This is a genomic window from Calothrix sp. NIES-2100, assembly GCF_963875285.1.
Lineage (GTDB): Bacteria > Cyanobacteriota > Cyanobacteriia > Cyanobacteriales > Nostocaceae > Aulosira.
The window spans coordinates 1,451,771-1,468,655 of record NZ_CAWNLA010000001.1 but is presented as its reverse complement, the minus strand read 5'-3'; the positions used below and the strand labels follow the sequence as shown (position 1 = coordinate 1,468,655).

25 protein-coding genes and 1 pseudogene are annotated in these 16,885 nt (G+C 42.6%); 5 read left to right on the top strand and 21 right to left on the bottom strand.

Features of this window, described 5'->3' with window-relative positions:
• Positions 1-133 precede the first annotated feature (133 nt).
• Entirely contained in the window at positions 134-949 is an 816-nt protein-coding gene (locus AACU32_RS06205; protein WP_096598800.1) for a hypothetical protein, read from the bottom strand.
• 24 nt (positions 950-973) lie between these two features.
• Complete coding sequence (locus AACU32_RS06200; RefSeq protein WP_339378737.1) at positions 974-1,207, bottom strand: hypothetical protein; 234 nt, start codon at positions 1,205-1,207, stop codon at positions 974-976.
• Here AACU32_RS06200 and AACU32_RS06195 point away from each other — a divergent pair.
• From AACU32_RS06195 to AACU32_RS06185, 3 genes and pseudogenes are all read left to right on the top strand, one after another.
• A pseudogene (locus AACU32_RS06195) lies at positions 1,145-1,744 on the top strand (ATP-binding cassette domain-containing protein); the annotation flags it as partial. The gene AACU32_RS06200 and the pseudogene AACU32_RS06195 overlap by 63 nt on opposite strands.
• A gap of 24 nt (positions 1,745-1,768) precedes the next feature.
• Positions 1,769-2,977, top strand: a complete 1,209-nt coding sequence (locus AACU32_RS06190; protein WP_096598798.1) for an acyl-CoA dehydrogenase family protein — start codon at positions 1,769-1,771, stop codon at positions 2,975-2,977.
• A gap of 259 nt (positions 2,978-3,236) precedes the next feature.
• The gene (locus AACU32_RS06185; RefSeq protein ID WP_096598796.1) at positions 3,237-3,890 is read left to right on the top strand and encodes a peroxidase-related enzyme; all 654 of its coding nucleotides are present in this window, start codon (positions 3,237-3,239) and stop codon (positions 3,888-3,890) included.
• 97 nt (positions 3,891-3,987) lie between these two features.
• On the opposite strand, the gene AACU32_RS06180 is transcribed toward AACU32_RS06185, so the two are convergent.
• From AACU32_RS06180 to AACU32_RS06160, 5 genes are all read right to left on the bottom strand, one after another.
• The gene (locus AACU32_RS06180) at positions 3,988-4,452 is read right to left on the bottom strand and encodes a cupin domain-containing protein (RefSeq protein ID WP_096598794.1); all 465 of its coding nucleotides are present in this window, start codon (positions 4,450-4,452) and stop codon (positions 3,988-3,990) included.
• Positions 4,453-4,502: 50 nt separating this feature from the next.
• A complete protein-coding gene (locus AACU32_RS06175) occupies positions 4,503-4,964 on the bottom strand; it encodes a chromate resistance protein ChrB domain-containing protein (protein ID WP_339377573.1) in 462 nt (153 codons plus the stop codon).
• 16 nt (positions 4,965-4,980) lie between these two features.
• Positions 4,981-5,292 (bottom strand): antibiotic biosynthesis monooxygenase family protein, encoded by a 312-nt coding sequence (locus tag AACU32_RS06170; RefSeq protein ID WP_096598790.1) that lies wholly within the window; start codon positions 5,290-5,292, stop codon positions 4,981-4,983.
• A 1-nt stretch (position 5,293) separates the two neighbouring features.
• Complete coding sequence (locus AACU32_RS06165; protein WP_096598788.1) at positions 5,294-6,475, bottom strand: MFS transporter; 1,182 nt, start codon at positions 6,473-6,475, stop codon at positions 5,294-5,296.
• A gap of 91 nt (positions 6,476-6,566) precedes the next feature.
• Positions 6,567-7,508, bottom strand: a complete 942-nt coding sequence (locus AACU32_RS06160) for a chromate resistance protein ChrB domain-containing protein (RefSeq protein ID WP_339377572.1) — start codon at positions 7,506-7,508, stop codon at positions 6,567-6,569.
• A gap of 158 nt (positions 7,509-7,666) precedes the next feature.
• Between AACU32_RS06160 and AACU32_RS06155 the strand changes: the two genes are divergently transcribed.
• Both AACU32_RS06155 and AACU32_RS06150 read left to right on the top strand, forming a co-directional pair.
• Positions 7,667-7,855: a HEAT repeat domain-containing protein gene (locus AACU32_RS06155; protein WP_339377571.1), complete on the top strand. Its 189-nt coding sequence runs from the start codon at positions 7,667-7,669 to the stop codon at positions 7,853-7,855.
• A 20-nt stretch (positions 7,856-7,875) separates the two neighbouring features.
• Positions 7,876-8,211: a HEAT repeat domain-containing protein gene (locus AACU32_RS06150; protein WP_339377570.1), complete on the top strand. Its 336-nt coding sequence runs from the start codon at positions 7,876-7,878 to the stop codon at positions 8,209-8,211.
• Positions 8,212-8,224: 13 nt separating this feature from the next.
• Here the strand turns inward: AACU32_RS06150 and AACU32_RS06145 are convergent, their stop codons facing one another.
• The 14 genes from AACU32_RS06145 to AACU32_RS06080 all read right to left on the bottom strand — a co-directional run bounded on the left by AACU32_RS06145 (position 8,225) and on the right by AACU32_RS06080 (position 16,879).
• Positions 8,225-8,731 carry a GNAT family N-acetyltransferase gene (locus AACU32_RS06145; protein ID WP_096598786.1) on the bottom strand — a complete coding sequence of 169 codons (507 nt, stop codon included), beginning with the start codon at positions 8,729-8,731 and terminating at the stop codon, positions 8,225-8,227.
• Between the two features lie 27 nt (positions 8,732-8,758).
• Positions 8,759-8,980, bottom strand: a complete 222-nt coding sequence (locus tag AACU32_RS06140) for a hypothetical protein (protein ID WP_339377569.1) — start codon at positions 8,978-8,980, stop codon at positions 8,759-8,761.
• A gap of 70 nt (positions 8,981-9,050) precedes the next feature.
• Complete coding sequence (locus AACU32_RS06135; protein ID WP_339377568.1) at positions 9,051-9,371, bottom strand: hypothetical protein; 321 nt, start codon at positions 9,369-9,371, stop codon at positions 9,051-9,053.
• Between the two features lie 59 nt (positions 9,372-9,430).
• The gene (locus AACU32_RS06130) at positions 9,431-9,607 is read right to left on the bottom strand and encodes a hypothetical protein (RefSeq protein ID WP_339377567.1); all 177 of its coding nucleotides are present in this window, start codon (positions 9,605-9,607) and stop codon (positions 9,431-9,433) included.
• 168 nt (positions 9,608-9,775) lie between these two features.
• Positions 9,776-10,081, bottom strand: coding sequence for a class I SAM-dependent methyltransferase (locus AACU32_RS06125; RefSeq protein ID WP_445223163.1), 306 nt, complete (start codon positions 10,079-10,081; stop codon positions 9,776-9,778).
• A gap of 30 nt (positions 10,082-10,111) precedes the next feature.
• Entirely contained in the window at positions 10,112-10,246 is a 135-nt protein-coding gene (locus tag AACU32_RS06120) for a hypothetical protein (RefSeq protein WP_339377566.1), read from the bottom strand.
• Positions 10,247-10,495: 249 nt separating this feature from the next.
• Positions 10,496-11,380: an ABC transporter permease gene (locus tag AACU32_RS06115; RefSeq protein ID WP_096598784.1), complete on the bottom strand. Its 885-nt coding sequence runs from the start codon at positions 11,378-11,380 to the stop codon at positions 10,496-10,498.
• Positions 11,381-11,385: 5 nt separating this feature from the next.
• Complete coding sequence (locus AACU32_RS06110) at positions 11,386-12,111, bottom strand: ABC transporter ATP-binding protein (protein ID WP_339377565.1); 726 nt, start codon at positions 12,109-12,111, stop codon at positions 11,386-11,388.
• Positions 12,112-12,155: 44 nt separating this feature from the next.
• Positions 12,156-12,893, bottom strand: a complete 738-nt coding sequence (locus tag AACU32_RS06105) for an ABC transporter substrate-binding protein (RefSeq protein WP_339377564.1) — start codon at positions 12,891-12,893, stop codon at positions 12,156-12,158.
• 330 nt (positions 12,894-13,223) lie between these two features.
• Positions 13,224-13,559, bottom strand: a complete 336-nt coding sequence (locus tag AACU32_RS06100; protein WP_445223217.1) for a GNAT family N-acetyltransferase — start codon at positions 13,557-13,559, stop codon at positions 13,224-13,226.
• 39 nt (positions 13,560-13,598) lie between these two features.
• Complete coding sequence (locus AACU32_RS06095; RefSeq protein ID WP_339377563.1) at positions 13,599-13,724, bottom strand: hypothetical protein; 126 nt, start codon at positions 13,722-13,724, stop codon at positions 13,599-13,601.
• 5 nt (positions 13,725-13,729) lie between these two features.
• On the bottom strand, positions 13,730-14,377 hold the full coding sequence (locus AACU32_RS06090) for an HAD family hydrolase (protein WP_096607881.1): 648 nt from the start codon (positions 14,375-14,377) through the stop codon (positions 13,730-13,732).
• A 111-nt stretch (positions 14,378-14,488) separates the two neighbouring features.
• Complete coding sequence (locus AACU32_RS06085; RefSeq protein ID WP_445223162.1) at positions 14,489-15,412, bottom strand: DMT family transporter; 924 nt, start codon at positions 15,410-15,412, stop codon at positions 14,489-14,491.
• A 90-nt stretch (positions 15,413-15,502) separates the two neighbouring features.
• Complete coding sequence (locus tag AACU32_RS06080) at positions 15,503-16,879, bottom strand: LLM class flavin-dependent oxidoreductase (RefSeq protein WP_096598776.1); 1,377 nt, start codon at positions 16,877-16,879, stop codon at positions 15,503-15,505.
• Positions 16,880-16,885 lie beyond the last annotated feature (6 nt).

The window sequence follows — 16,885 nt, the reverse complement described above, 5'->3', positions numbered from 1 at the left end:
TCGCGGACGGTGCGTTGCGCTACGCGACAACACACCCTACAAAATTGTTTTTTATTAATTAAAGATTTTCAGAAAGCCCCCAATCGGGGGCGATTACAAAGAGAACACGTTTGGAAACACTAACTCTATTGCATCACTCACTCACACTCACAAGTTGAGGAAGTTTGGCAATGGGAATATCTAGAAAATAAGAGAATACTTCCCGTCGCCAAGCATCATATATGACTCCAATTCCTTCAATTTCTGCACCAGTCGCATCGTGGACAATTTGCAAATGTTTTTGTAAATAAGGATTGCGTCGTCGTTGTCCTTCTTCGTCTAGTTCTAATAACTGGGCGGCTATTTCTGCTTTTTCTGTTGGTGAGGCTTTATCATATTTACTTTGCCACCAAGCTAAAACTCCAAAACGATGAACGGCTTCATCAGGTAAAATTGTCTGACTGGCAAATTTAGAAGTTACTGGATCGACAATTTTTGTAGTACGGCTGTTTAAAATTAGCTGGGCGACTATATGCAGTTCATAATGTAATTCAAAGGCTATGAAACCCAACCAATTACGAATGGGTAAATCGCCCATAAATTCCCAGTAATTTTTTACTTCTTCTACAATCTTTGCTGTAGGGTCTTGTCCTGATAATTCCCAAACTCGTTGACGAGTAAATTGGGCGTGTGCGCCATCATCACCTATTTGACGGCTTAAAAATAGGTGCAGTTCTGGGTCGGGTATTTGGTCAATAATTTTGCTACAAACTTGGACAATATATAAGTCGTGGGCTGCGCCACCAATGCGGAAGCGATAGAATTTCTCGAACTCTTCTGCTGTTGTTAATTGTCGCGGTTCTTGAATGCGAGTAGTAGGAAAATTTGGGGCGTGTTTGGCAATGATTTTATCGATGGTTTCAATTTCAAACTCAGTTGTCCAAGCTGGGCGAGTTAAAGTTGCACTCATAAAACTTTCCTTGATTATTGCAGATTAAGCTACGAGTTCTCGCGATCGCACTCGTGGCATTACTTCTTCAGCAAAACGTTTCATTTCTGGGGGAAAAGGTTGGAATTGCAGCATGAAGGTATCTACACCTACTTCCACAAAATCTGCAATTCTCGCGGCTACGGTGTCATAACTACCAACTAACCCCGCCGGGGTGTGTTTTTGAATGATGAACAATCCCACAAGCAGATAAATCCCACTATCAGGATGATGTTTCAAGATTCGCGACTTCTACCTTGGCAGCGAGTGATTGCTAATGTGGAATTAGGCTTACTGGGTTCTAGTTCCAAAGTGGCAGCAAAGCAGACGGCTTTACAAGTATTGCGGGCGGTGGGATTAGAAGACAGGGCTAACGAATGGCCTTCTGTCCTTTCTGGTGGACAACGGCAACGGGTGGCGTTAGCTAGAGCTTTAACTAGTCATCCTTCGCTATTGCTGCTAGATGAACCATTAGGGGCGCTAGATGCCTTAACCCGCATTGAAATGCAGCAATTATTAGAAAATTTATGGCAAGAACAGCAATTTACGGCATTGCTAATTACCCATGATGTGGAAGAAGCGGTAGTGTTAGCAGACCGAGTGGTGTTGATTGAAGATGGTCAAATTGGTCTAGATCTCAAGATTGATTTTCCCCGTCCTCGTTCTCGGGGAGATGCAGAATTTGCGAAGACGGTGGAGAAGATTTTACAACGAGTGATGACGAAACAAGATAGCGATCGCTCGCCTGATTATGCCCTAGATTCGGAAGCAGCTTAGAAAAATTCGTAATTAAGAGGCGCGATGGTGCAACTATTAGTTAAAGAAGAATCTCAAGATTGGATTGGAATAGCATCTTCTGTAGCTGCGGAACTTACAGCTACCGCAGTCCAAAGAGACCAAAAAGCGGGAATTCCCGATATAGAAATTCAACTGTTGCGGGAAAGTGGCTTATTACCTTTAGTCGTACCCAAAGAATATGGCGGGACTGGTGCAACTTGGGTAGAAGCTTTTAAGGTGATTCAACAACTGTCAACCGCAGATGGTTCTGTTGGACAGTTGTACGGCAATCACTTAAATTTAACAGCTTTAGCTCATGTCTCTGGCACATCAGAGCAAAAAGAAAGATATTACCGCGAAACAGCCGAAAAAAATCTCTTTTGGGCAAATGCCATCAATACAAGGGATACCAGACTGAAAATTACCCCCGATGGCGAAAATTTCCGGGTTGATGGGGTAAAAAGCTTTGGTACTGGTGTGGCGATGTCTACGACGGGCTGCGCCTACGCAGATTTGCGTGTCTTCTCTGCCCTCCAAGATGGGGTAGAAGCACCCTGGTTATTTGTCATTCCTAAAGACAGGCCTGGTGTAGTTTCTAACCAAGATTGGGACAATATCGGACAGCGGCGTACAGATAGTGATACATTCACCTTTCATGATATCTTGGTAAAAAAAGATGAAATCCTGGGATATCCTCATCCTTCTGATAGTGCTTTTGCTACATTTTTGGGAATCATCGCTCAATTAACCAAAACCTACATTTATTTGGGGATTGCAGAAGGGGCGCTAGCTGCGGCTAAAGAGTATACCAAAACTCAAACAAGACCTTGGATTACCTCTGGAGTAGACAGCGCCAGCAAAGACCCATATATTTTGCGGCATTATGGGGAATTTTGGACTCAACTGCAAGCCGCAATTGCTTTGAGCGATCGCACCGCCGTCCAAGTGCAACAAGCTTGGGATAAAGGATCTGATTTGACTTTTGAGGAAAGAGGAGAAATAGCGATCGCCGTTTTCTCTGCCAAAGCCTTAGTTACCCGTGTGGGATTGGATATCACCAACGGTATCTTTGAAGTCACGGGTACCAGATCCACAGCTACTAAATACGGCTTTGACCGCTATTGGCGTGACTTGCGTACCTTTACCCTCCACGATCCAGTCGATTATAAACTCAATCACATAGGTAATTGGGTGCTGAATCAAGAGTTACCGATTATTACTCAGTATTCTTAATGGGGAATGGGGCATTGGGCATGGGGCAATAGTCATTTGTCATTTGTCATTGGTCATTTATCCTCTGCTTCCTCATCTCCCTTGTCCCCCTTGTCTCCCTCATCTCCCCTCAATTTATTTAGGTAAGTAGGGCGGTGCAATTAAACATAACTGGCGAGGACTGTCATTTGTCATTTGTCATTTGTCATTGGTAAGGGTTTCAAGCCAATTTACGTTTCGTAACATAGTTTGGTTTTTTTCCACCGACTTACTTACGATTATGGTTAAAAACAGTCGCAAATCTAAGGTTTTACAGCCACCTGAAGCAAAAGTTGCCAAATCAAAATCTGTAGCTATTCAAGATCAGAAGGCTACCGTCAATTCATGGTTACAAGTACCTGAAGAAGCAACTTTACCGCCACAAGTACAAGCATTATTTAAAGAACAGCGCGATCGCTTTGGCTTTGTTCATAGTTTCTTTCTGGGCTATTCACTCAACCCCGAATATCTACTGCTTTGGTTCAACTACTACAATGCTTTGATGCATGGAGAGGGAGAACTTTCTCATAAGGAACGAGAGATAATTGCGATCGTCTCTTCTGCATCCAATCACTGTGAATCCTGCGTTATTACCCACAAAGCACATCTGCGAGAGGTAATTAAAGACCCAGTTTTTCCTGATGCATTGGCACTTAACCATCAGGAAGTTGCACTCACAGAACGGGAACTCGCCCTGGTGAACTTTGCGATTAAAATTAACCAAAATTCTAGTCAATTTTCTCCAGAAGACCTTGAACCATTACGCCAAGCAGGGCTTTCTGATAAAGCAATTTTAGAAGCTGGCGAAATTGCAGCTCAATTTAGCCTTTCTAACCGACTGACAAAAGCTTTTGGTTGGAAAGTACCTAGCGAATATGACAAGTTGTATCGGTGAGAGAAATTTGGTATTGCGATCGTCTTCGTGATTAAGCAAAAAAGTCACCCTACCCAAATAATATCTGGGTAGGTTACTTAGTTAAAGCTCAAAAACTTTAACGGCTAATATTAACTCGACGAAATTCTGTTGGCGGGTTGGGTACTTTCTCATGAGCACAGGGAAGAGGAGACTGAGCCAAAACCACAATCATTCTTTCTGTACCAGTATTGATGATTTCATGTCCTACATCTTTGGGAATGTGAACGCAGTCTCCAGGTTCAACAGCCGCAATTTCATCACCAACAATTACATCTCCTGTTCCTTGCACAAAGTAACAAATTTCATCACTTCCTGAGTGTTTGTGTAATGGGTTGGATTGTCCTGGCTCAATGCAGTAGATATTAAAGTGCATGGAGTCGGTAGAGAAAATCCGCCGCCGAACAAAGAAACGAGGGTTGAACTGAGCTATATCTTCTAGGCTTTTCAGGTCGCCATTGCTGAATTTTTTCGGATCTTTTAAAAGACTGGTATCAGCTTGTAAGGGAATCAAACCAATTTCATTGGTAATTTCGGTTTGCATGGCTAATTGCTCCTTAATTTTGATGAAAAACTTGTTTGAATGCGCGCCTATCACCCTACGCCAACAGATTTTGGTATGGTGCTTGCAGACTGGCGTGCTTGCAAATAGGCATATAAAGAATCGTAGATAAAGAATCCTTTTTGCAGAGTTTCGCGATCGTTAGTGGTGACTAAAGGAAAGCCGTGGCTAATTGCTTTTAGTCCACTGGCTTCTGGTCTTTGATCGATAGCTCCGGGGATATCAGCAGCGTGAACAATTTCGACCAGTTCTGCTAACACAGCATCGCTCAAACCATAATCTTGGATGATCTGTTCAAAGGAGGTAACACCTTTGTCATGAGCATACTTGGCTCCTGGTGCATCAAAACCAATGGCGCGATCGGACTGTTGGACTTCAGCAACTCGATCTGGCTCGACAAAAATAAACTCCGCTTCTTTATCTACAAATCGTTGGATTAGCCAAGCAGTTGCTAGGCGATTGACTCGAATTTGTTTGCGCGTTACCCATTTCATAATATAGATTCTCCTTTTAATAACCAGCTTGAGTGTTGTAGCGTTTGATTTTGCCAAACTTGACGAGAGCATGACCTGGAGAAGCATCAACGGCTGGCTTTTCTTTTGCAACTAACCACTTCTCAAATTTTTCTTCGCTCTCCCACATAGTGATAATTAACCAGTCTCCTTTACCGTCACTAGGCTGGAGAATCCGCTCCATGAGAATGCCGTATCTTTGCCTTAATTCCCGATTTGATTCGATCCAATCAAAGAAGGCTTGTTCGTTTTCTTTCGGGATCTCGACAGTACGAACACAGACCAGCGGTTGTGGTGGTAATACAACCATTTCAAACCTCCGATTTTGCAGAAGTTTCTGTTGCTGTCAACGTAAAAAGCACAGCAGTAGCTAAAAGTAATCCGCTAACTACGCTAAAGCTGATTTGATAAGAGGTATACATCAGTAGGATTCCTAACAAGATAGGGCCGCTGGCTTGACCTATATCCATAATTGCGCTCATAATTCCTAATGCAGTACCACGACTGTTTGCTGGAGCCAAATCTGCAACTAAGGCGGATGTGGCAGCAGAGGCGATCGCAATTCCCAATCCAAACACCGCAGAAATTAATATCAGTAAAAATACTGCTTTAGTCTGATAAAATAAAAATGTTGATACGCTAGTAAGCAGCAGACCCAAGATAATTTGTCGCTTGCGTCCATGACGATCGCTGATTCGACCCATCAAAGGACGCGCTAATACCTTTACCCCAACTTGGCTACTAAAAACCAATCCTACAGCAGCTTTATCAATGCCAACACTCAATGCATATAGAGGTAAGAAAGCTTCAACCGCGCCAAAAGCTCCGAATTGAGCAGCTTCTACTAAACTGGTAATGAGAATTGTGCGATTGTAAAAAATCTTACTAATTGCCATTCGATTTAAAGATAAGTTTTGTCTAGCTTCTCGCTGACGATTTGTTCCATAAGTTTGGTTAGGTAGCAGTTTCATTCCCAGTAAAGCTAAAATCCCTGCGATCGCACATACTACATAAACAGCTTGCCAAGTGCTGATAGTGAGGAGTAAACCGCCAACTATCGGAGCGATCGCTCTTCCTCCCAACGTAAAAGAGGAATACCAGCCTAATCGCTCTCCTCTACGGGTAGGTGCTAAATCAGCGACATAAGCCATTGCTACTGGCCCGAGAATTGCCGTTGCTCGTCCGTGATATACCCGTACCAGTGCCAATTCTCCAGGGGTGGACACTAACAAGTAAGCTAGGGGTGCGCTGCAAAATACTACTCCTGCTAATAGTAGCAAGGGTTTTCTACCCCAATAATCACTCAATAAGCCTGCTGGAAAACTAACTAGGATACCAGTTAGTGTTGAGGCTGCGGCGATCGCTCCTATTGTCGCTGGATTTGCGCCCAATGTTTGCGCCAAAATTGGCAACACTGGGTTTTTAGCGATCGTTGAGCTAAAAATTGCCAATCCCCCAACAGAACACAGCACCAGAAATGCAGAATACTTCATTGCCTAAGCAAGAGTGGGGATAAAGTCTCTGGAAATATTTTGTTTACTGTAATAGGTGTTTATTTAAATTGCAACTACTGTTACACATTACTTAACCCTGCTGTTTGGAGAACACTGCATATAAACCCTCAAATAGCTTGCTTCCACAGCTTTCTAGTTCAGTGTCAGAAAGGTTTGCTAAAAACCAACCCTGCAAAAGCGCATCTACTCCTGGGGTTTCAGGACGCGCATACTGACTATCTCGCAGGTCAATTTCATGTACAATTTCTGCGATCGCTTGTATTCCTGGTTGATTCAAGCCAAATGTTCTCGCCATCACCTCAAAGGTGCAAAGGTTGCCACAATGTCCAAATATGGCATCTTTCATTTCAAAGGAAATTTCATCAGGTGCAACAGCATGAGAATATCGAATTTCGGCATTTCGATTGATAAATCTGCGAATTAGCCAAATACAGGCGAGACGGTCTATATATGGTCTGGGTCTAGTCACCCATCTTTTATTCTGGTATTCAGCAATAGCTTGATGGGGAATCTCTAAAGCTTCAGATAAAGTTGCAGAGAGGACTTGAGCAATACGGTTTAAGATAATTGTTAGGCGTTGTCCATCAACACAATCGAAAAAGTCTACACGAGCAATTTCATTGTGTTGTCTTCGCAGTTTTTCTAAAGTTTCCAGCAAACTGCTACGGTCTTGTAAGCTGGAGTTGGAACTGAGAGATTTTTCCAATTCCAGTGCTAGGGCTTCAATTTCTTGATACTCTTCACTCTTGGCTTGACGAAATAATTCGATAATTTCTTCATCTGCTAGTCCCTCAAATCGTTCCACCCGCATTACTAAAGCTTCTCCCTTTGCTTGTTGCACTTCCTGCGCTAGCCATTGGAAAGATTCAATACACTCATCGCGATCGGGCAGAACGTAAATACTACTTTTAAGAGAGATGGCTCCGATTCGTCGCAGTCGTCGCCACAGCGTTACACGCGGACTGGAAGAAGATTTGGAGGGAAGAGAGTAACAGAAAACTATCCAATTCAACTGTTAATACCTCTATTGAGATCTGAAATTAATCATTTTTTCAAATAAAACACAATATCTGTTTAATAAAATTATAGAAAATATGGCAATCCATTTTGATTTTTGAAAAAATTTATAGCAATCCCAGATAGGTTATGAAAAAAAATTAATGGTTGGAAATGTTGCGATTGCTTACATCAGTCGATCGCCTCGTCGCAGTCAAAACTCTGCAACACTTGGGAGAAGAGGCGGCTATTGATGCTCTCATTGTGGCTTTGCAAGACGAAAGTACCGCCGTGCAAAAAATCGCTATAACTTTAGGTCATTTTGCGGATACAGATATCGTAAATTTACTGAGTAATACTTAATACGGGATACAGATTGGTAAGTGTGGCGCAATGCAGCCAAGCCTCTAGCACTTCACGCCGATCCTAAAATTATTCTTACTGTACTATTAGCATTGAAAGATGAATATTGGCAGGTGAGAAAATTTGCCATTCAAGTATTGCAGAAAATACCGAATAAACAGTCTTTACCTGCACTAATTGAAGCGCTAACAGATGAGTATTCAGATGTGAGAAAAGAAGCTGCGATCGCTCTTGGTAATTTGAGTAAAATTGAAGCCCTAAATGCCCTTCAACAAGCCCTAGCCGATCCCGATCTGGAGGTTAGTATATACGCACAAAAAGCAATTCAAAAGATAGGAAAGCAAACGAAAATATAATGCAGATACAGCCTTATAATCCCTCTGGTGGTAAGGCGATGAATCCAGTTTTCACGCCGCGTTTGAATCCTGCTTGCTCATAAAAGCGCAAAGTTTCCTCACGTTTTGAGCTAGTTAAAAGCATTACTTTGTAACACTTTCGTTGCCATGCAATATTTAAAGCATAACGTAGCACCTGCGTACCCAATCCCTGTTTTCGATAATCGGTATGAGTAACAACATTTTCAATAATGCCATATGAACGTGCGCCGCGTGTCAGGTTAGGAACGATCGCTAAATTACACGTCGATACTAACTTACCAGCAATGTCAGCCACAATGTAAAAAAGGCGTGTATCGCCTAGAATATCATCCCACATCGACTGCAAAATATTATCGCTGGGTAAAGGCGCATCGACTGGATTCAAATGTTGATATAAACTCAGAAGTTGTGGAAGTTCATCGCGTGTAATTAAACGAATGCTAATGATTGTATTTGGCAAATTTGCAATGTTAATTAACTGCGGTTTAGCTATAGACATAAATACAGATAGTTACTCAAGTTTTTTCTAAGCTAAAGGTGTTAACAAATCAATCGTACCAGCTGGCTGATTTTGCGCCTGAGATTTCCGCAATGTAATAAATGCTAAGATAGCAACTACCGTCAGGTAAATATGTTGTAACCAGACATTGCTCAATTTAAGAGTTAGACGACCGCCAATTATTCCACCTATAAACATTGTCACGCCAAGGATGATTCCTAAGTTGTAATCAACTAGCCCTTGCTTCAAAAAATCATGGTAGCAATCAAAGAAGAAAATATATTGATAAATTTAGTAGTTGCGATCGCTTCTACAAAACTCATCCGAAAATTTTGGTAACAAAAAAGTTGGTAATCAAGCTGAGAATATCGAGAAACTTCTTATCTTCCAGCTTTGCATCAATACCCGGCCCTCCAGGGACAAATAGCACATATAAAGGTAGGGATTGAGCAAAGGTGGTGTCAGGTAAAAAAGTCAAACCGCGATCGCTTCGGATAGGTTCTAAAGTTTCCGCTAGTAGATGTAAATGCGTGTTTGGTAACTTGGCAAATACCTCGTATGGGCCTGTAAAATCTAACTGCGTCACATTAGGAAACAGTACGATTCCTATTGATATGAGAGAGTTTTCTCTTGCACTCATAACTTCTTTATTTTCAATTATTGGAGGTGGGCAATGCCCACCCTACAAAAATCTTCGATTTAAGCCCAATTGCGTACTACAACAATCTTGAATTCACGTTGTTGAGGCAAAATATAATCCAGCGAACCGTAGCGTTCTAAAGCCCAGTTTCGTAAATCTTGAATAGCATAAGGAAAGATATCATCAGGAATACTCCAAGCTGCACTTTGGATTTTATTTTCTTGGTTTTCTATCAATTTACTTACAGTATCTTCAACTCGCCATTGAGTAGCGATTTGAGTTTCTAAAGTTGCACCTTGTGCTTCTAACTCTGCTAAAACTTCTTCTTCCGTTGCACCGTAACGCGGTAAAGGATGACCATAGCCTTCTAAAATAGCTTTCCAATGCTCATTAAATTCCCACCTCTATGCATTCACCTCTGAACCAGCACTCACAGAGTTAGCGTATCCGTGAGTGTAGAGCAAAATACCACCTGGTTTCAGGACGCGGCGAATTTCTGCTAGCGCCTGTTTCCAAGCAGAAATTAGGTGAAAAACGTGAACAACCAACGCCACATCAAAGGAGTTGTCATCAAACGGTAAAGCAGTCGCATCTCCTTTAATTGCTGTTAGGTTATGAGACACTCCCTCTAGTTTTTGGTGTAGTTCAGCCAGCATCTTTTCTGAGATATCTACACCAGTATAGGAATAGCCTCTTTTAGCAATTGGCACAGCGATTCTACCAGTACCAATCCCCGTTTCCTAAAACTTGGTATCTGCTGTTGGCGAAACTAAATTGAGGATAAAATCTGTCACTTGCTCAGAAATTCCTGGTGGAAATCCTCGCGTAGCATCATCAATATCAGAAACTCGATCGAATGAAACAGTCGTAGTCATATATTCTTCCTTAAGGTATGGAAAATTGAATTGCCTACAAGCTCTACATCTGTTGCTAAATAACAATGGATAAAGTTATTGTGAGTTGCTGGATTAGGCGATATTCTTCTCGTCTCAATAAAATTAATAAACTCAAAAATTTTTACAAGCTAGATAGTCATTAAGTATCAAAGTAGATGGGTTGTAGTGTGATTAATCAGGAAAATATCTTGAGTCTTTACACCCTACTTTACACTCAAATGGCAGACTCTATAGCTCTCTAGGATTGGGTCGCCACCGTAAAACGTAAGCCTCTATAACACGTACCCCCCAATCAAGTAAAACGCTAATTAATGCCAAAATTACTAATATCGCCCAAGCTTGGTTAACATTTAAAGTTCCCTGTGCTGACATTAACAGATAACCTAAACCCTGTGTTGAACCAATATATTCCGCTACTAAAGCACCTACAAGAGCCATACCTAAACTTGTGCGAATACCAGCAATTACCCAACTGAGAACTGAAGGCAATACAACCATATACAACATCTGAGCGCGATTTGCGCCCATGACCTGAAAAGCTGCAACTAACTCGCGCTCAATACTTTGCAGTCCTTGATAAGTTGTAAAAAATATAGGAAAGAAAGCGGCTAAAGCTGCTAGTAATACTTTTGAGAGTAATCCAATACCAAACCAGACAATGAAAAAGGGAGCTAGGGCTATACGAGGGAGAGAATTAAATATTTGAACGTAAGGAAGAGTAATTTTTGCTCCGGCTGGAGAATAAGCTAGGAAGATTCCCAGACTAACGCCACCAGCCATTGCTAATGCTAGCCCGGACATCGCCTCTTGGAATGTTACAAAGATATGTCGAAATATACTACCGCTAGATAATAGTTGCCATACTTCTTGGACGATCGCACTTGGTTTACCAACAAGTGCTGGTTCAATAAACGGAGGAATGTTAAATGCTCCTGTACCAACTTCCCACACTAGCAAAATTATAGCTAAGGGTGTCAGCTGTATTGCTAGTTGCAATATGCGTTGTTTCCATCCGATTTGATTGGGATAAGAATGAGAATTTTTTGGTTTTTTCTTGTTAAGCGACAGAACAGACTGCCCGAGAGTTATACTTCGATCGCGGATAGTTCTCATATTAATTAAGTTTTAAACAGAGCAAATCCTCGGTCTTGTTGTTGTAAGACTTGTGTGGTTAGTTCTGACCACAACTCACGCTGGATTTTCTGAAATTTAGGATCGGTACGAATAGCGATCGCCGATCTTTCTGGAGGTAAATCAATATTAAATTCCTTGACAATTCTACCAGGACGTGAGCTTAGGAGAAATACACGCTCTGAAAGTGCGATCGCTTCATCCAGGTCATGAGTGACTAAAACAAAGGTGCATCCCGTATCACGCCACAATCGTAGGAATTCATCTTGCAGGAGAGCGCGTGTTTGAGCATCCAGACTACTCAAAGGCTCGTCAAGTAAAACTACATCCGGTTCATAAATCAACGTCCGAATTAGCAACACGCGCTGTTGCATTCCTCCCGATAGTTCTCTAGGAAAACTATTTTCAAACCCAGACAAGCCGTATTTTTCTAGCATTGCCAAGGCTTTTTTTCTTTTTTCAGTCCGAGGTACACCACGAATTTCTAGAGGTGCAGTCACATTATCTATTACTGTCCGCCAGGGTAACAAAGTTTGCTTCTGGAATAAATAACCAATTTCTTTGATACCACTGGTGTTAAAACTACCATTTATTTCTGTACCAACACTAATTAATCCCGCGATCACATTCAATAACGTACTCTTGCCACAACCACTAGGGCCAATTAAGCTGACAAATTCACCAGCATTAATAGTTAAAGTTACATTCTGCAATGCTTCAATCCGCTTATTCTTACTCCAATAAGAGATGCAGAGATTTATTTCACATAAGGGATGGGATCGTTTTGCAGATCTTTCACCGCTCGACGGATGGCTTTGTTGATAGCCTCAAAGCTTTCTTTATCTAAGTCTGGACTAGCAATTTCTAGACCGACGTAGTGCGCCTCAGCGATAATCTTGTAGCCTAGTTTTTCTGCAACTGTAATCCAGGGTTCCATGACAGCAACCGCATCAACAAGGCCATCACGCAAAGCTACAAAGCGGTTAAATTGTTTGGGTTGACTGCCGCCTTCAATGTGAACTATTTTAATTTCTTCTGGAGGAAGAAAGCCTTCAAGGGTTTGGATGGCAATGTAATGAGAACCGTGATGGAAGTTGACACCAACTGGTACGTTAGCTAGGTCTTGGGGAATGTTGTAGGGTGAGTCTGGACGCACGATGATGGCTTGACTAGCAATAGCAGCTCGCTTGGCTATTACCTGACCACCACGAGAACTGTCGTAGGTGCGGCGTACTTGTCCCCACTCGCAAGCGCGGTAAAGGTTGCTTTGGCCTTGCTCAAAAAGAGAAGTCCCACCGAAAGAACTTACCTGACGGTGATCGTCAATCAGGGTAATGTTGGGTGGGCGATCGCCATAATTGCGTTTAACAAACTCAATCTCCAGCCCTTCTTCAGCAAAGTAACCGCGATCGCGGGCTACGTGGTAAGGCAAAGAGAAAACTGTTCCACTAATCTCGGTAGTGATTTTCTTGAGTGCCAAGTTTGCGTTACTCAAGGGTCGATCTCCTCATTAGTATAAGTAAAGATTATTCTCCTGTAAATACACGTATTTAGTCAAGATTGCAAATAATTATTAACAGTATTGAGGTAAATCTGGCGAAGCTACCAAAGTGTACAAATTAGACCGAATTTGAAAAACCTGCCCTTGAATGTCTCCTTGATTCAGCAAGCCCAAAACTCAATGCATATTTTTTATAAATACATCTATCTTTAGTAAGATAAAAATTTCATTGAAAGCAGTAGTGAATAGAAGTAAGCTATGGAGTAAAGGTAAATTTTGGGGATCAATCATGTTCAAATACAGAGGATGTTTGAGCAAGCTAAATCAAAACTCAAGATGAGATGATGGCGATCGCTCATTGAACGGGTAGATAAAGTTGGCAATAGTTTCACGTTCGATCCAGCCCTGTTGGCGATAAAATTCCCGGTGATAGGATTCTCGTTGTTTGTGGTTGTGCAACATCAGCAGCGAACAATCTCTGATTTTGGCTTCTGATATGACGGTTGCTAGCAAATTTTTGCCGATACCCTGTCCACGAGCAGTCTCTTGGATGAATAACTCGGAGATATAACCTTGCGGTTTGGGAAGAAATGGACAAGGTAGCCAATGAACTGCAACGTATCCAATTACATGACTTTCGGTATTTTCAGCGACATAAATTGAGTGACTTCCATTTGTATGACAACTAGCAATGTGCTGCTAGATTCGCGCAATCGCATCTTCGGGGGAGGTGGAATTAAGCCATGCAAACCAACCCAATTCTGCCAGAATTTGAGCGATCTCTTGTGCATCTGATTCTATTGCTTTTCTAATGGTGAAATTCATTATTCCTAGCCGCGAACAAGCAATTTAGCAATCTCATCTGGAGAATGAACAATCCAGTCAGCACCGTGAGTTATCAATTCCTCCTGAGTTCCGTAGCCATAAGTAACGCCAATTGCTGCAACTTGATTTTTCTTGGCTCCGATCGTGTCGTGTTTGCGATCGCCTACCATAATCACAGTAGAAGGTGAAAGATTCTCTGTCAGCAAAATATGCTGTATCAAGTCGCCTTTTACACTCCTGGTTCCATCAAGTTCGCTACCGTAAACACCATCAAACAGCGACGATAAGCCAAAATATTCAATAATACGGATGGTATAAATGTAAGGCTTAGAAGTAGCCACAAAGGTTTTATAACCATAGGCGCGCAAAGTTTTGAGAGTGTCGGGAATTTGGGGATAAAGAAAATTTTCAAATAATCCAATCGTGGAAAAGCGATCGCGGTACAGTGAAATAGCCTGTGCTAACAGCTTTTCATCTGAAGTTTTTAGTAACAGCGAAAAAGTCTCTTGAATTGGCGGGCCAATATACCAACCCAATTCATCAGCATCTGGTGGTGTATAACCAAGTTCCGAGAGAGCATACTGAATACTACGAGTGATACCAGGCTTGGCATCAGTTAAAGTTCCATCTAGATCAAATAGGATATTGGGCATAGGGCATTGGGCATGGGGCATTGGTAGTTGCTATTCTCGCATTATCTCCCTCATCCCCCTCATCTCCCTCATCCCCCTCATCTTCCTCATCTCCCTCATCCCCCTCATCTCCTAATTCGACGGACTACGCTTACGCATAAATTTTTCTCGACTCAACAAAGCGATCCCCAATGTAACGATCCCAATCCCTACACATTGAATTAGATTTAAAGTTTCGCTAATTGTTGCCCATGCAACGAGGGCTGTCATGGCTGGGCTGCTAGCGCCGACGATAGAGGCGGTAGTTGCGCCAATTGTGCGAATCCCTAAATTGTTGAGAGCGTGTCCGAGGAAGCTCACCAAACCCGAAAAAATACTGCCAACCCACATAGGTGTCCAATCAAGCTGGGCACTGGGAGGTGAAAAGAACAGTAAGCTAATACCAGAAAGCAGTAGAGTTGAGGCAAAACTAATCCAGGTAAAAGGAACTGGATGGAATTTCTCTAAACATTTTTGGGCGAGGACGTTATAGCAGGCATTAAAAATACCAGCAATAATGCTGGCGCAAATGCCGATCGCAATGGTATTACTGCTGTCAGTAGCAGAAGATTGGGGAACGGTGAGAACGCTGCCCGCTAGAATAATACCCATCACTAGCCAACTGAAGGGTGTGGGGCGATCGCCAAAAAACTTCCAAGACAGCAATGCTGTAAACACGGGATAGGTGAAAAAGAGGGTGAGGGCAATTCCCGTAGGAATCAAGCCAATGGCAATGTAGAGTGAGGTAATATACACAAACATGAGTACTCCACAGCCAAAGGCTTGGAGCATTACATTTCGGCGATCGCGTCTAAACAGGCTTTGGAATTCTTTAGGTGCAGATGGATATAATTTGAATGATACAGATGCCATAAGTGGAACCACTAGTAGCATTCGCATAAACATCAGCAAGAAAGAATTCTGCAAATCTGGTTTAACGTAGCCACCGAGTAAAAATAAACTCAGTACGAGATGTTCTGAGAATAAAACTCGGACGGTAACGTTGTGAAATGACAAGAAAAACGAGGACAGAAGAACTGTCAGTATGCCTAACAAGGTAAAAGTTTCCTTAGCAGCTACTCTTGTGCTTTACCATAACCAAAGATCTTAAGTCAAAACACTCACCAATTCTGGAGCAGCAGCTTTTGCGGTAAACTGATTTACCGGACGGGGTAAAGCAAGATTTTCCCGTAGAGTGTTCCCTTCGTACTCGGTACGGAATAAACCCCGGCGTTGCAATTCAGGAATCACAAACTCAACAAATTCATCTAAACCACCAGGTAACCAAGGCGGCATAATATTGAAGCCATCAGCCCCATTATTGACAAACCAGTCTTCTAGCTGGTCGGCAATTTGCTCTGGTGTTCCTAAAATTGTCCGATGTCCGCGTGCGCCAGCAATCCATAAATACAGTTGGCGGATGGTTAAATTTTCTCGCTGGGCTAGGTCTTTAATTAGCTGTAAACGGCTTTTTCCTCCGTTGGTATCTGGTAGATCGGGTAGCGGCCCGTCTAAGGGATATTTCGATAAATCATGCCCACCTGTTAGGCTGGAAAGCAGACCTAATCCTACTGACGGATGAATCAAATCCTGAAGTTGCTGATATTTCTCCTTCGCTTCTTGCTCTGTGCTACCAATTACCGGAAATACACCGGGCATAATCTTGAGATGTTCGGGAGAACGTCCATATTTTGCCAGTCTTCCCTTAACACTGCTATAGAACGCTTGTGCTTCTTTGAGAGTTTGCTGGGCGGTGAAAATTACTTCTGCGGTGCGTGCAGCAAGTTCTTGCCCCGCTTCTGAAGAACCAGCTTGCACAATCACCGGATATCCTTGAATCGGGCGGGCGACATTCAACGGGCCGCGCACTGAGAAATGTTTACCTTTGTGGTTAGGGATATGCAATTTCTCAGGATGGAAGTAAACGCCTGCTTCTTTATCGCGGATAAAAGCATCGTCTTCCCAACTGTCCCAAAGCTTAGTGACAACCTCTAAAAGTTCTATTGCTCTATCGTAGCGTAGTGCGTGTTCTAAATGCTGTTCCTGGCTGAAGTTCTTGGCTGCGGCTTCGGCTGAGGAGGTGACAACATTCCACCCAGCACGCCCACCACTAAGATAATCTAGTGATGCAAACTTGCGGGCGAGGTGAAAGGGTTCTTCATAAGTGGTTGATGCTGTTGCTACCAACCCGATTTTCTTTGTCACCACAGACAAAGCCGACAATAAGGTAAGCGGTTCAAAGTGGACACTGAATTGTCCCGAACGGCTAAAAGCTTCTTTACCTTGTCCTCGATCCCAGACGGCTAAACCATCTGCGAGGAATACCATATCAAATTTACCCCGTTCTGCTGTCTGTGCCAGCTGCGTGTAATGCTGAATATTCAGCCCTCCGTCGGCTTGGGCTTCGGGGTGTCGCCAAGCTGCAACGTGATGTCCTGCGTCTGGTAAGAATGCACCTAGTTTGAGTTGTTTTTTCTGACTCATATTCTT